The organism is Actinomadura sp. NPDC048032 (genome assembly GCF_040653175.1).
Classification (GTDB): Bacteria; Actinomycetota; Actinomycetes; order Streptosporangiales; family Streptosporangiaceae; genus Spirillospora; species Spirillospora verrucosospora.
Genome location: NZ_JBEZJP010000197.1, coordinates 1 through 13,671, shown reverse-complemented (window position 1 = coordinate 13,671; position 13,671 = coordinate 1). Strand labels below are relative to the sequence as shown.

Annotated in this window: 13 protein-coding genes; 6 read left to right on the top strand and 7 right to left on the bottom strand. The window is 72.0% G+C overall.

The features are described from left to right. Nucleotides 1-306: 306 nt before the first annotated feature. Nucleotides 307-651 carry a hypothetical protein gene (locus tag AB0C69_RS24050; RefSeq protein WP_360357127.1) on the bottom strand — a complete coding sequence of 115 codons (345 nt, stop codon included), beginning with the start codon at nt 649-651 and terminating at the stop codon, nt 307-309. 238 nt (nt 652-889) lie between these two features. On the opposite strand from AB0C69_RS24050, the gene AB0C69_RS24045 reads away from it, so the two are divergent. Beyond that, nucleotides 890-2,188: a M50 family metallopeptidase gene (locus AB0C69_RS24045; protein ID WP_360357120.1), complete on the top strand. Its 1,299-nt coding sequence runs from the start codon at nt 890-892 to the stop codon at nt 2,186-2,188. On the opposite strand, the gene AB0C69_RS24040 is transcribed toward AB0C69_RS24045, so the two are convergent. Continuing rightward, nucleotides 2,178-3,278 carry a PLP-dependent cysteine synthase family protein gene (locus AB0C69_RS24040; protein ID WP_360357117.1) on the bottom strand — a complete coding sequence of 367 codons (1,101 nt, stop codon included), beginning with the start codon at nt 3,276-3,278 and terminating at the stop codon, nt 2,178-2,180. The genes AB0C69_RS24045 and AB0C69_RS24040 overlap by 11 nt on opposite strands. Nucleotides 3,279-3,359: 81 nt before the next feature. Between AB0C69_RS24040 and AB0C69_RS24035 the strand changes: the two genes are divergently transcribed. Beyond that, nucleotides 3,360-4,499: a hypothetical protein gene (locus AB0C69_RS24035; RefSeq protein ID WP_360357115.1), complete on the top strand. Its 1,140-nt coding sequence runs from the start codon at nt 3,360-3,362 to the stop codon at nt 4,497-4,499. A 6-nt stretch (nt 4,500-4,505) separates the two neighbouring features. On the opposite strand, the gene AB0C69_RS24030 is transcribed toward AB0C69_RS24035, so the two are convergent. Further along, nucleotides 4,506-6,065 carry an ATP-dependent DNA ligase gene (locus AB0C69_RS24030; protein WP_360357113.1) on the bottom strand — a complete coding sequence of 520 codons (1,560 nt, stop codon included), beginning with the start codon at nt 6,063-6,065 and terminating at the stop codon, nt 4,506-4,508. A gap of 123 nt (nt 6,066-6,188) precedes the next feature. On the opposite strand from AB0C69_RS24030, the gene AB0C69_RS24025 reads away from it, so the two are divergent. Continuing rightward, nucleotides 6,189-6,938, top strand: a complete 750-nt coding sequence (locus AB0C69_RS24025) for a hypothetical protein (RefSeq protein ID WP_360357110.1) — start codon at nt 6,189-6,191, stop codon at nt 6,936-6,938. Between the two features lie 340 nt (nt 6,939-7,278). Here AB0C69_RS24025 and AB0C69_RS24020 read toward each other — a convergent pair whose 3' ends face one another. From AB0C69_RS24020 to AB0C69_RS24010, 3 genes are read right to left on the bottom strand one after another with little or no spacing between them, the layout of a single operon-like run. Next, nucleotides 7,279-8,250 carry a diiron oxygenase gene (locus AB0C69_RS24020; protein ID WP_345187438.1) on the bottom strand — a complete coding sequence of 324 codons (972 nt, stop codon included), beginning with the start codon at nt 8,248-8,250 and terminating at the stop codon, nt 7,279-7,281. A gap of 56 nt (nt 8,251-8,306) precedes the next feature. Next, on the bottom strand, nt 8,307-9,167 hold the full coding sequence (locus AB0C69_RS24015) for an SDR family NAD(P)-dependent oxidoreductase (protein WP_360357107.1): 861 nt from the start codon (nt 9,165-9,167) through the stop codon (nt 8,307-8,309). 45 nt (nt 9,168-9,212) lie between these two features. After that, nucleotides 9,213-10,322 (bottom strand): ferritin-like domain-containing protein, encoded by a 1,110-nt coding sequence (locus AB0C69_RS24010; RefSeq protein ID WP_360357105.1) that lies wholly within the window; start codon nt 10,320-10,322, stop codon nt 9,213-9,215. A gap of 106 nt (nt 10,323-10,428) precedes the next feature. Here AB0C69_RS24010 and AB0C69_RS24005 point away from each other — a divergent pair, with 106 nt between their 5' ends. Beyond that, nucleotides 10,429-11,103 carry a TetR/AcrR family transcriptional regulator C-terminal domain-containing protein gene (locus AB0C69_RS24005; RefSeq protein ID WP_360357102.1) on the top strand — a complete coding sequence of 225 codons (675 nt, stop codon included), beginning with the start codon at nt 10,429-10,431 and terminating at the stop codon, nt 11,101-11,103. On the opposite strand, the gene AB0C69_RS24000 is transcribed toward AB0C69_RS24005, so the two are convergent. Continuing rightward, nucleotides 11,054-11,695, bottom strand: coding sequence for a TetR/AcrR family transcriptional regulator (locus AB0C69_RS24000; RefSeq protein WP_360357099.1), 642 nt, complete (start codon nt 11,693-11,695; stop codon nt 11,054-11,056). The genes AB0C69_RS24005 and AB0C69_RS24000 overlap by 50 nt on opposite strands. Before the next feature lie 82 nt (nt 11,696-11,777). Between AB0C69_RS24000 and AB0C69_RS23995 the strand changes: the two genes are divergently transcribed. Then, nucleotides 11,778-13,241, top strand: a complete 1,464-nt coding sequence (locus tag AB0C69_RS23995; RefSeq protein WP_360357096.1) for an NAD(P)/FAD-dependent oxidoreductase — start codon at nt 11,778-11,780, stop codon at nt 13,239-13,241. 38 nt (nt 13,242-13,279) lie between these two features. Beyond that, nucleotides 13,280-13,671 (top strand): nitroreductase family deazaflavin-dependent oxidoreductase (locus AB0C69_RS23990; protein ID WP_360357093.1); only part of this gene is annotated, 392 nt, incomplete at its 3' end.

The following is a 13,671-nucleotide window of genomic DNA, read 5'->3' as shown; positions in this document are numbered from 1 at the left end:
GAAGAAGGCTAGCAGTGTTCATTGTGTTTTTTGAGGTCGGGGCCCTGGGGGCCCCGACCTCAAAAAACACGTGCGATCGCTGCATCGCTCCGGCTCGCCTTGCGGCTCGCTGCGCGATCAGGTTCTCGCAAGCTCGAACCTGCCTTCGGACGCGATCGCGAGTGTTGAGGTCGTCGCCGGCTGAGGTGGCGGCTTAGGTCGTCTCGTTAGACGGTTGCTGCTGGTGCTTCCGTTTCGGTGTCCCTCTGTGCGGGTCGTCTCGACCGTTGCGCTTCTTGGTGACGGGAGCGCGGTGGGCGGTGGTCGTCAGCTTGGGGGTGGGGTGGCGGGGGGCGACAAGGACTTCACGCAGGTCTGCAGGGCGGCCCTGATCTTCTTCAGCTCGTCGGGGGCGGGGGACCTCGTGGGGTTGGGGGTGGGCATCTGGACGCCCTGGGCGTGCATGCAGTCGTTGAAGGCCTTGACCGCCTTCGACTGGGCCGGGGGGAGGGGCGTCGTCTCGGCGCCCGTGCCGGGGGCGGAGGGGGCCTGCGTCCTGGCGGTCGGGGCGGGGGAGGACGACGCGCCCGCCGTCGTGCCGCCGTCGTCGTTGCCGCCGCAGCCGGCCAGGGCCAGCGTCAGGGCCAGGACCGCTACATGACCGCGCTTCAAGGGGGGAACCTCCGTGGCCGGGGTGGGCCGCCCATGATGGGCGGTCGGCCCTGCTCGCGGATACGCGCTCTCGTGCCAATGATGCGCGGCCGGGTTAGCACCGTGCATCAAAGTGGCCTCCGGCACGGACCGCTTCTTCGTTCGCCTCAACCGGATCGCGGGCCGTAACGTACTCTGAACTGGTTGTCGGAGATCACCCCCGGGTGCGCGGGGTGGACGGACCCGGAGGGCACGCCGCATGGTCTACTACCTGGCTGGAGCGTTGATCCTCTTCTTCGGCCTGCTGGTCTCCATCGCGCTGCACGAGCTCGGGCACTTCTCCTTCGCCAAGCTGTTCGGGGTGCGGACCACGCAGTTCATGGTCGGGTTCGGGCCCACCATGTGGTCGAGGCACAAGGGCGAGACGGAGTACGGGGTCAAGTGGATCCCGCTCGGCGGCTACATCCGCATGATCGGCATGCTGCCGCCGCGCAAGGGCGACGCGCCCGGGCAGGTGCGGCGGATCAGCACCGGGCCGTGGCAGGGGCTGATCGAGTCCGCGCGCGGGGCCTCGCTGGAGGAGGTCGGGCCCGGCGACGGGGACCGCGTCTTCTACGCCAAGAAGTGGTGGCAGAAGCTGCTCATCATGTTCGGCGGGCCCGCGATGAACCTGCTCCTGTCGGTGATGTTCTTCGCGATCCTGCTGATGGGCATCGGCGTCAACCAGCCGCAGCCGGTGATCAAGGAGGTCGCCGAGTGCATGGTGCCGGCCAGCGCCAAGGTCACCGCGTGCCCGGCGGGCGCGACGCCGACGCCCGCGCGGCAGGTCGGGCTCCAGGCCGGCGACCGGATCGTCGCGTTCGACGGCAAGAAGATCGACGACTATCCGCAGCTCCAGCGGCTGATCCGCAAGGACGGCGGCAAGACCGTCCCGATGACCGTCCGGCGGGACGGCAGGGACGTGCGGCTGAACGTCCCGATCACCCGCAACCAGATGTACGACCTCAAGGACGAGGACAAGGTCGTCAACGTCGGGTTCCTCGGCATCACGCCGTCCAGCGGGATCGAGCGGCAGGGGCCGGGCGCGGTCGCGAGCACGATGGGCGACCTGACCGCGCGCACCGTCGGCGCCCTGGTGCGGATGCCGCAGAAGATGGTCGGCGTGTGGAACGCGGCCTTCGGCGGCGAGAAGCGCGACCCGAACGGGCCGATCGGCGTCGTCGGCGTCAGCCGGATCGGCGGCGAGGTCGCCGCGTCCGACGACTTCACCGGCACGCAGAAGGTCTCCTTCTTCGTGATGCTGCTCGGCTCGCTGAACCTCGCGGTCGGGCTGTTCAACCTCATCCCGCTGCTGCCGCTGGACGGCGGGCACATCGCGGGCGCGCTCCTGGAGGCGGTCAAGAAGGCCTTCGCCCGGATCTTCCGCAGGCCCGACCCCGGCTACGTGGACGTGGCCAAGGCGCTGCCGGTGACGTACGTGATGGCCGTCATCCTGATCGTCATGGGCGGCCTGCTGATCTACGCCGACCTGTTCAACCCGATCCGCGTCACGGGGTGACGTCCGGCATCGTGCCGGTCTTCAGGAAGGCGTCCAGCGCGGCCCGGTAGGGGGCGACGTCGAGGCCCTGCTCCGCCAGCCACGCGTCCGACCCGTAGGTGCCCGCGTAGCGCTCGGCGCCGTCGCAGATGAGCGTGACGACGCTGCCGCGCTCCCCGCGGGCCCGCATCTGCGCGATCAGCTCGGCCGCGCCCCACATGTTCGTGCCGGTCGAGCCGCCCACGCTCCGGCCGCTGACCTCGCTCGTCCAGCGCATCGCCGCGATCGACGCCGCGTCCGGCACCCGGATCATCCGGTCGATCACCGTGGGCAGGAACGACGGCTCGACGCGGGGGCGGCCGATGCCCTCGATCCGCGAGCCCGCCGCGGTGCGCTCGGGGTCCCCGTCGGCGAACGAGCCGTGGAACGCCGACCCCTCCGGGTCGACCACCGCGAGCCGCGTCTGGAACATCCGGTAGCGGGCGTACCGGCCGATCGTCGCGGACGTCCCGCCGGTGCCCGCGCCGACCACGATCCAGGACGGCTCGGGGAACCGCTCCAGCCGCATCTGCTCGAAGATCGACTCGGCGATGTTGTTGTTGCCGCGCCAGTCCGTCGCCCGCTCGGCGAAGGTGAACTGGTCCATGAAGTGGCCGCCGCACTCGGCCGCGAGGCGCCGCGACTCCTCGTAGATCGCCGACGGGTCGGCCACCAGGTGGCAGCGGCCGCCGTGGAACTCGATGAGCTGGATCTTCTCCGGGCTGGTGGTGGCCGGCATGACCGCGACGAACGGCAGGCCGAGCAGCCGCGCGAAGTACGCCTCCGACACCGCCGTCGACCCGCTGGACGCCTCGATGATCGTCGTGTCCCGGCGGATCCACCCGTTGGCCAGCCCGTACAGGAACAGCGACCGGGCGAGCCGGTGCTTCAGCGAACCCGTGGGGTGGACGGACTCGTCCTTCAGGTAGAGGTCGATGCCCCACTCGGGGGGCAGCGGGAACACGTGCAGGTGCGTGTCGGCGCTGCGGTTGGCGTCGGCGTCCACGAGCCGGATCGCCTCGGCGATCCATGCCCGGTACCCGGGATCGCAGCGGTCCACGATGCGGCTCATGACGGTTCTCCCCCTGATCGTCGGCAGGGTCACACGATATCGGCGCATGTCACGGTGCATCATTGAGGAGGCGGGGGGCAGATGATCGAGATGTTCGACGAACGCATCGTGGCGACCGGCCGGCTGCCGCTGTTCGGTTTCTTCGTGGCGTTCATGGTCACTTTCGTGCTGACGCGGGTGAACGTGCGGCTGATCCGCGCGGACGTGCGCTGGTGGTTCCGGAACGTGAAGGCCGGCGACGTGCACATCCACCACGTCGTGTTCGGCGTGGTGCTGATGCTGTTGGGCGGGGTGGCGAGCCTCGCCGTCCCGGACGCCTACGTCGGCCTCGACCTCGCGGCGGCGGTGGTGTTCGGGATGGGCTCGGCCCTCGTCCTGGACGAGTTCGCGCTGATCCTGCACCTCAGCGACGTCTACTGGACGGAGAAGGGCCGCGCGTCCGTCGACGCGGTGTTCGTCGCGATGGCGGTGACCGGGCTGCTGCTGCTCGGCATCCGTCCGCTCGGCTACGAGGGCATCGCGCCCGACCACGGCACCGGGCTGATCACCCGGGTCTACGTCGCCTCCCTCGCCGTCAACCTCGTCCTCGCCGTGGTCACGCTGCTGAAGGGCAAGATCTGGACGGGGCTCATCGGGCTGTTCATGCCCGCGCTGCTGATCGTCGGCGCGATCCGGGTGGCGCGGCCCGGCTCGCCCTGGTCGCGCTGGCGCTACGACCCCGGCTCGCGCCGGTACCACCGGGCCGTCCGGCGCGAGACGCGGCTCCGGCGGCCGCTCATCCGCGCCAAGATCTGGGTGCAGGAGTTCATCGCGGGCCGGCACGACCTCATCCCGCCCGAACTGCTCCAGCGCCCCGTCGACGTCGCCGAGCGGGCCCGCCGCCGCAGGATGGCCCGCGCCGCCGCCCGCGCCGAGCGCCGGGCCGAGCGGCGGGCCGAACGGGGCCGGGCGCGCCGGGCCGAGCGCCGCGCGGCGCGCCGGGCGGCCGCCCGCGCCCAGCGGGAGGCCGTCGAGCGGGCCGAGCGCAACGCCGCCGCCCGCGCCCGGCGGGAGGCCGCCGCCCAGGCGCGCCGCCGCACCCCGTCGCGCGTGCGGGGGCGGACCGGCTCGCGGATCCGGACCCGCGCCGCGTCGGCCCGGCGGGCCCGCGGCCGCGCGCACGGGGACGAGCCGCCGGCGGGGGAGCATCCGCCCGCGGAGGCCTCCGGGCTCAGCCCGTGACGCCGCTCAGTCCATGACGGGGGCGACGGCGCGGACGGTGTCGATCGTGTCGGCCTCGGCGGCCGACTTGTCGGGCCGGTACCGCAGGACGCGGGCGAACCGCAGCGCGATGCCGCCGGGGTAGCGGGGGCTGTGCTGGACGCCGTCGAACGCGATCTCGACGACCAGTTCGGGCCGGACGTGCACCGTCCAGGAGTCCTCGCGCACGGCCAGCTCGCGCAGCTTCCGCGTCTGCCAGGCGAGCAGCTCGTCGGTGAGCCCCTTGAAGGTCTTGCCGAGCATGACGAAGCCGCCGGTCTCGGGGTCGCGGGCGCCGAGGTGCAGGTTGGACAGCAGCCCCTGCCTGCGGCCGTGCCCCCACTCGACGGCGAGGACCACGAGGTCGAGGGTGTGCCGGGGCTTGACCTTGATCCAGCCCGCGCCGCGCCGCCCGGCCGTGTACGGGGTGTCGAGGGCCTTGACGACGACGCCCTCGTGGCCGCGCGCGACGGCCTCGTCGAAGACCTCCTTGGCGCGCGCGGGGTCGCCGGTGACCACGCGGGGCATCCGCAGCTCCTCGGGGACGACCCGCGCGAGCGCCGCGTACCGCTCGGCCCCGGGCGCGTCGAGCAGGTCCTCGCCGCGCGCGCCCTGCGGAGGGGCGTCGCCGGCCTCCGCGAGGTACAGCACGTCGAACAGGAAGACGGCCAGCGGCACCGGCTCGGTGCCCTTCGCGGTGCGGGTCGCGGTGCGGGCGGAGGTGACCTGGAACGGGTGGGGGCGGCCGTCGGGCCGCAGGGCGATCAGCTCGCCGTCGAACACGGCCTCGCGGACGGGCAGGCCCCGCACCGCCTCCACCACCTCGGGCAGCCGGGAGGTGATCTCGTCGAGCGTCCGGGTGAACACCCGGACCCCGTCGCCGGACACGTGCACCTGCGCGCGGATGCCGTCGAGCTTCCACTCGACGGCCGCCTCGCCCCCGAGCTTGGCGAACGCCTCGTCGACCGACGGCGCGGCGGCGGCCAGCATCGGCTTGACCGGCCGCCCCACCTCCAGCGTGAACGCGCGCAGCCCGTCGACCCCCTCCGCGAGGGCGGTCGTCGCGACCGGGCCGAGCGAGCCGCGCAGCATGAACGCGCGCCGGACCTCGGCGGAGGGCACCCCGGCGGCCGACGCGATCGCCTCGGCCATCACCCCGTCCAGCGCGCCCTGGCGCAGCTCGCCCGCCAGCAGCCTGACGAGGAAGTCCTGCTCGGGGGCGGTGGCGCGGCCGAACAGCGCCGCGAGCAGCTCGCGCCGCCGGGCGACCGAGCCCGGCCCGGAGACGGCGCCGATCTCGTCGAACGCCGCGTCCACCCCGGGCACGGTCAGGGACGGCTCCGCGGCGGGCGGCGGAAGGTCGCGCAGCGCGGCGTACCCCACCCCGATCTGGCGTTGCGGCAGCTCGCCCGACAGGTAGGCGACGACGGTCGCGGCCTCGCCCGGATCGGCCGCGCGCAGGCACTCCGCGAGCGCCGACACCTTGGCCTTGCGGCCCGAGGTGCCCGCGACCGCCTCCGAGGTCCGTGCGATGTCCGCTATCAGCATCCCTTCATTGTGACCACCGGGTCTGACGAACGGCACCGCGAGGGGGCCTGGCCAGGCGGCGCGGCCCTGGTTACGTTGACGGGTGGCGGGAACGGTCGACGGGACGTGAGTGAGGAGTGCGGCGTGGGCCTTCAGCGTCCGGTCGAGCCGTTCCACCGGCCGTATGCGGGGCCGGAGCCGCCGGCCCCGGGGCGGCGCCCGCGCAGGCTGATCGCGGTGCTCGCGGCGGCCGTGGCGCTCGCCGCCGCGGTGGTCGCGACCGTCCTGGTCGTGTCCGGGGGGCGCGGGCAGGAGGCCGCCCCGCGGCGCACGCCGGGCGGGCCCTCGCAGCCGCCGGCCGCCCGCCCGCCGGGGTCGCCGGGCTCCCAGGGGAAGGTGATCGGCGCGCTTCCGGCGCCGTGCGGAACGGTCGCGGCGGCCACGGTCGAGCGGGCCGTGCCGAAGGCGGCGCGGCGGCAGAGCGCGAACTCGACGCTCACCACGTGCACGTACTCCTCGACCGGCTCGGCGTTCCGCTGGCTGCGCGTGGAGGCGCACCTGTACGCGCCGGGCGACACCGCGACCCCCGTCCAGGACGCCGAGGGCTACTACGACGCGCAGTGGGCCCAGGCGCACGACGCCCCGCTCGTGCGGACCGTCAGCCTGGAGCGCAAGGGCGGCCTCGGGGACGAGGCGTACCGCTGGTTCAAGACCGACGAGGGCCAGCCGACCGTGGTCGGGCAGGTCACGGCCCGGGTCCGCAACGCGGTCTTCACCGTCAGCTACAGCGAGCAGGCGCCGCGCAGGGGCCCCGCGGACGCCCGGGAGCGCGCCTGTCTCGACACCGCCACCGCCGCCGCCCGTGAAGTCCTCGCCGCGCTAAGTCATTCCTGACCTGAATCGGCCGAGCACGGCGTCATTTTCGCCGGCACCTTCTATGGTGAACCGGTAAAGGGGAGGGAGCGCGCCGGTCGGGCTCCCGTGCCAGGCAGGATGATCGGCGCGCGGCGATGCCTGGGGAGGAGGGGGTCGACATCGTGACCATGCCATCGCTGGGAGTGTCCTGGGTGTAGGACACCTAGGCTGAGCTGCCCGTACTCGCCTAAGGGCCGCGGAGTGGTCCCTGCTCCGCGGCCCTTTCGCATGCTCTGGCCGAGTCCAGTTCCCCGCCATTGGCGAACCATTTTCTAATAATCGGTTCGACGTCGAGACAAATGGCCGCCCGGTGTAACGGTCAACGCTCCAGCAGCCCCGCCCGGATCCATACGTCGCGCGCCCGGCCGTCCAGGAAACCCACCTCGTCCAGGAACGCGGTGCATTTCCGGAACGACCACGCCATCGTCGCGCGCCGGTGCGGGCTGCGCGCCGCCACGCGCCGCGCCAGCCCCGGATCCAGCCCCACCGCCGTGTAGCAGGACGGGTGCACGAGCTGCGCGGTCGTCAGCCGCGTCGCCTGCGCCATCCCGTAGGCCGCCGCCCGCCGCCGGACCGCCGGGATCTCCGCGACCAGCCGCTTCAGCTCCTCCCGCGCGTACCGGATGTGCCGCGCCTCCTCGACCACGTGGATGCGGGTGACCTGGCGGATCACCGGCTGGACGTCCTCGTCCGGGAAGGTCAGCCGCTGGAACGCGTCGGTGAACTCCTCCACGATCAGCGTTCCGGCGAACATCGGAACCGGGTCGTAGACGGCGCCGAACAGCTTGGCGAGGTGGAACTCCAGCGCCCGGGGCCGGTGCGTGCGCAGCCCGCACGTGCGCACCATCCGGGCGAACATCGTCGAGTGCCGGCACTCGTCCGCGATCTCCGTCAGCGCGTACGCCACGTGGTCGCTGTCGTAGCGGTGCCGGTAGGCGTGCATCACGAGCGACCGCATCAGCAGCATCTCCGACCAGATGCCGAAGGAGGCGATGCTGCACATCTCCCGCTTGGTCAGCTCCACCCGCTGCCGGTGCGTCAGCCCGTCCCACAGCGGCGTCTCGTAGAGCGACGCGAGCTGGGGCGGGAAGTAGAAGACGTCCGGGTCCTGCGGGGCGTCCCAGTCGACGTCCACGTCCGGGTCGAAGGAGTGCTTGCGGGACGCGCGCAGCAGCCGCTCGGCGACCACCTCGCGGTGGGTCAGCTCCAGCGTGTGGTCGCCGTCCGCGCACCGGATCCGGGCCGTCCAGTTCCGGGGGCGGCCGTCGCTCAGCAGGACGTCGGGGGGCATCGATCCTTCTCCTCTCACCGCGGGGAGAGTCGGGGGCCGCGCCCGTCGGGCGGACGCTAACCCCGGGCGGGAATCCTGGCCAGCAGGCGCAGGGAGGCGGGGGACACCCGGGAAAGGGCGTGCAGGAGGTGCCCCTCGGCGTTGACGGGCACGACGGGCTTGTTCTTGATGATGGCGTTGACGACCCGCTCGGCGACCTTCTCCGGCGGGTAGTTGCGCAGCCTGATGGCCCGCTGGCCGCGCTCGCGCAGGCGGGCGCGGGCCGCCTCGTCGCCCTCCAGGTGGATCGCGTTGTCGACGATGCTGGTGCTGACGAAACCGGGGCAGACGGCCGTGACGCCGATGCGCGAGCCTGCCAGCTCGGCGCGCAGGCACTCGCTGAGCATGAGGACGGCGGACTTCGTCGTGCAGTAGGCGGGCATGGCGCGCCACGGCGCGAACGCGGCGGCCGAGGCGATGTTGACGATGTGGCCGCCGAAGTTCGGCTTGTCGGGCTTGTTGGGCAGCGCGTCCACCCGGTCGCGCATCTGGCGGCCGAACAGCCGGCAGCCGTGGACGACGCCCCACAGGTTCACGCCGAGGATGCGCTCCCAGTCCTCCACGCCGGTGTCGAGGAAGGGGCCGGTGACCGCGATGCCGGCGTTGTTGACGACGATGTCGGGGACGCGGTGGGTCTCCTTCACCTGCGCGGCGAAGTCCTCCATCGCGGCCTCGTCCGCCACGTCCACCTCGTAGGCGGTGCCCCCCGCGCCGAGCGTCTTGGCGAGGGCGACCGTGCGCTCGGCGGCGGGAAGGTCGATGTCCGCGGCGACGACGGCGGCCCCGTTCCCCGCCAGGGCGAGGGCGACGGCCCGGCCGATTCCGCTGCCGGCTCCGGTGACGACGGCGAGCGCTCCGTCGAAGTGCGCGAGGGGCATCCAGACCTCCGAGGTGTGCGGCGGATCGAATGATCTGAACGTTACTCAGCCCGCCGCCGCCGCGTCGGCGATGACGGCGTCGACCTCCGCTTTGCGGGCGGTCTCCTCTGCGGCGAACCGCTCGGCGTCGACCTTCTCGGCGATCTCCTCGTCCTGGTGCATGAGCGCGTCGAGGTCGGCCTTGGACATGTCCAGGACGCCCATGTCGTCATAGGCGCGCCGGATGCGGTCGCTCCACAGCCCGATGTCCTTCACGCAGGGCACGATGCGGCTGAACAGCAGGCTCTGGAACATCCGCATGTAGGGCGAGTTCTCGACCATCTCGTCGACCTCCTTCGGGTCGATGCCGAAGTTGGTCCAGATCTCCCGGCCGCGGATGCGGTCGCGCATCAGGTAGCAGCCCTCGATGACGAACTCCTCGCGCTCGCGGAGCTCCGCCGGGGAGAGCTGCTTGTAGTAGTCGCGCAGCGCCAGCCGCCCGAACGCGACGTGGCGCGCCTCGTCCTGCATGACGTAGGCGAGGATCTGCTTGGGCAGCGGCTTGGTGGTGACGTCGCGGATGACGCCGAACGCGGCGAGCGCGAGGCCCTCGATGAGGACCTGCATGCCGAGGTAGGGCATGTCCCAGCGCGAGTCGGTGAGGGTCTCGTTCAGCAGGTCCTGCAGCTTGGTGTTGATCGGGTAGACCATCCCGACCTTCTCGTGCAGGAACCGCGTGAACAGCTCGACGTGGCGGGCCTCGTCCATCGTCTGGGTGGCCGAGTAGAACTTGGAGTCGAGGTCGGGCACCGACTCGACGATGCGGGCGGCGGTGACCATCGCGCCCTGCTCGCCGTGCATGAACTGGGAGAACTGCCAGGACGTGGAGTGCCGCCGCAGCTCGCCGCGCTCCTTCTCCGACAGCATGTCCCAGTACTTCGTGCCGTAGATGGCGAGGGACTGGTCGGGGACGCCGAGGACGTCGTGCGGGTCGACCTCAAGGTCCCAGTCGATGCGCTTGACCGAGTCCCACTGCTTGTCCTTGCCCTTCTGGTAGAGGGCGAGGAGACGGTCGCGCCCGTCCTCGTACTCCCAGGTGAACCTGGCGTCGCCGGTCATCGGCACGGTCCAGGCGTCGGACGGGACGGAGTCGGTGTACAGGTCGTGGGTCGACATGGGCGTCCTCCCCGAGCGCAGACGTACGCTGTACGTCTTACGTACAATGTACGTACCGTGTCATGGGACACTTACGGGTGTCAACGGCGAGGGGGAGCGGGAAGCGATGGCGAGGCGTGTGACCTCCGACACTCCGCGACCGGGGCTGACCCGCGCGCGCATCGTGGAGGCGGCGGTCGACCTGATCGAGCGGGAGGGCGCGGACGGCCTGTCGATGCGCCGGGTCGCCGCCGAGCTGGACGTCGCCGTGATGTCGCTCTACAACCACGTCCCGAACAAGGGCGCGCTGCTGGAGGGCGTGGCCGAGCACGTCGTCGCGGGGCTGGACCTGCCCGACGACCCGGCCGAGTCATGGCAGGAACGCGCGCGTGCGCTGGTCCGGGCGTTCCGGAAGGTCGCCCACGACAACCCGCGCTGCATGTCGATCGTCCTCACCCACAAGGTCGACACGCCGGTGGGGCTGCGGCCGGCCGAGCGCGCCCTGGCCCTCGCCGACGCGGCCGGGTTCGACGGCGAGACGGCCGTGCGCATCATGCGGGCGCTCATCGCCTACGCCCTCGGCGCCCAGATGCGCGAGATCGGCATGGCGAAGATGCTGGGGCACCTCGCCGAGACGGGGGCCGAGTCGTGGACGCGCCTCGACCCGGACGAGTTCCCGCACGTGATCGCCTACGGCCCGGCGCTGGCCGACTTCGACGCCGAGGCCGACTTCGAGTTCGGCCTCGACCTGCTCATCGGGGCCCTGGACGCGCTTCCCCGGCGGGCGCCAGGTAAGGGCTGAGGCCGTTCCAGCAGAAGTCGGTCATGTAGCGGGCCGCGTCCTCCGCCGACACGTCGGGACGGCCCGTCTGCCACAGCGCCATCCGCTCGCTCGCGCCCATGATGATCTGCGTGTACGCCTCGATCGTCCCGGCGGGGGCGGACGGGGCGAACGTGCCGAGCACGCCGGCGATGAGCCCGCTCTGCTGCCGACGGGTCTCGTCGATGGCCCGGATGGCCTCCGGGGCGGCGGCCATCGGCTCGCGCAGCAGCATCGCGAACGACCTGCTGTGCTCGTCGATGAAGCGGAAGTAGGCGACCATCCCGCGCGACAGGATGTCCTCCGGGGTGGTGGCGCCCGCCATCGCCTTCTGGGTGACGTCGAACAGCTCGGCCTTGGACCGGGTCACGCACGCCACGAGCAGGCCGTCCTTGGAGCCGAAGTACTCGTAGAGCATCGGCTTGGAGACCCCGCAGCGCTCGGCGATCTCGTCCATGGAGGCGGCCTGGTAGCCGCGCTCGCCGAACACCCGCTCCGCCACGTCCAGCATCTGCCGCTCGCGCTCGGGGCGCGACATCCGGCGGCGGCGGGGCGGGGGTGTGGCGCCACTCACAGGAAATCTCCTCTGTTGGACCTACCGTCAGTAACCTACTCCCGGTAACTTACTGCGAGTAGGTTAACTGAGAGGAGGGGTCATGAGCGACCGCGCCCCCGCGATCGTCATCATCGGCTCCGGCTTCGCCGGCCTCGGCATGGCGATCCGGCTCAAGCAGTCCGGCTTCGACGACTTCGTCGTGCTGGAGAAGAGCGAAGCGCTCGGCGGGACCTGGCACGACAACACCTATCCGGGCTGCGCCTGCGACGTCCCGTCGCACATGTACTCCTTCTCCTTCGAGCTGAACCCGGGCTGGTCGCGGATGTTCGCGCCGCAGCCGGAGATCCGCGCCTACATGGAGCGCACCGCCGACAGGTACGGGGTGCGCGAGCACATCCGCTTCGGCGCGGCGGTCGACGCCATGGAGTACGACGACGACGCCCGCCGCTGGAAGGTGACGCTCGCCGACGGGACGGTCCTCACCCCGAAGGCCGTCGTGTCCGGCATCGGCGCGCTGCACGTCCCGTCCTACCCGGACCTGCCGGGCGTCGAGCGGTTCCGGGGGACGGCGTTCCACTCCGCCGAGTGGGACCACTCCTACGACCTCACCGGCAAGCGCGTCGCCGTCATCGGCACGGGCGCCTCCGCGATCCAGTTCGTGCCGAAGGTCGCCGAGCAGGCGGGCGAGCTCGTCGTCTTCCAGCGGACCCCGCCGTGGATCCAGCCCAAGCCCGACGTGTCCATCCCCGCGCCGGTCCGCGCCCTGTTCGGGAAGGTGCCGGGCGCCGCCCGCGCGTTCCGCGGCGGAATCTACTGGGCGCTGGAGGCCCGCGCCGTCGGCTTCACGATCGACCCGCGGCTGTCCGCCCCGCAGGAGAAGATCGCCCGCCGGCACATCGCCCGCCAGGTCGCCGACCCGGTCCTGCGCGCCAAGCTGACGCCGGACTACACGATCGGCTGCAAGCGGATCCTGCTGTCCAACGACTACTATCCGGCGCTCTCGCGCCCCGGCGTCGAGGTGGAGACCTCCGGGATCGCCGAGGTGCGGGAGAACTCGATCGTCACCGAGGACGGGCGCGAGTACGAGGTCGACTGCATCATCTACGGCACCGGCTTCAAGGTGACCGACGCCCTCACCGACCTGCGCGTCACCGGCCGCGACGGCGTCAAGCTCCAGGAGATCTGGGCGGACGGCATCGAGGCGCACCGCGGCACGACGATCCCCGGGCTGCCGAACTTCTTCATGCTGCTCGGCCCGAACACCGGCCTCGGCCACAACTCCGTCGTCTTCATGATCGAGGTGCAGATCCAGCACGTGCTGAGCTGCCTGCGCCTGATGCAGGAGGCCGGCGCCGACACCATCGAGCCGAAGCCGGAGGCCGCGCGCCGCTTCAACGACCGCCTCCAGCGGCGGCTGCGCCGCGCCGTCTGGAACGAGGGCGGCTGCAACAGCTGGTACCTCGACGACCAGGGCGTCAACCGCACCCTCTGGCCGGGCCACACGTTCGAGTTCTGGGCCGGCTCCCGCAAGGCCAGACCGGAGGAGTTCGTCCTCACCCGCTGACCGCGCGCGAGGGCGGGAGGCCGTGCTACTCAGGAGGCATGGTGAAACCGCTGATGCCGAGATCGGTCGCCCGGTTCAACAAAGCCGTCACGAACCGCGTGCAGGGCGTCTACGCGCCCTACCTCCCGCCCTTCGCCATGATCGTCCACCGGGGCCGCAGGTCGGGGCGCGAGTACCGGACGCCGGTGACCGCGTTCCGCAGCGGCGACCGGCTCATCGTCGGGCTGCCGTACGGGCGGGACGCCGACTGGGTCCGCAACCTGCTCGCCGAGGGCCGCGGCGGCGTGGAACGGCTCGGCCGCGTCCGCCGGCTCGGCCGTCCGCGCGTGCTGACGGCCGCCGACGCCGCCGAACTGCCGCCGCCGGCCGCTGCGAGATCCGCGCCGCCCGCGCCGTTGTCCGCGACGACCACCAACAGTGTCTCCCCGAT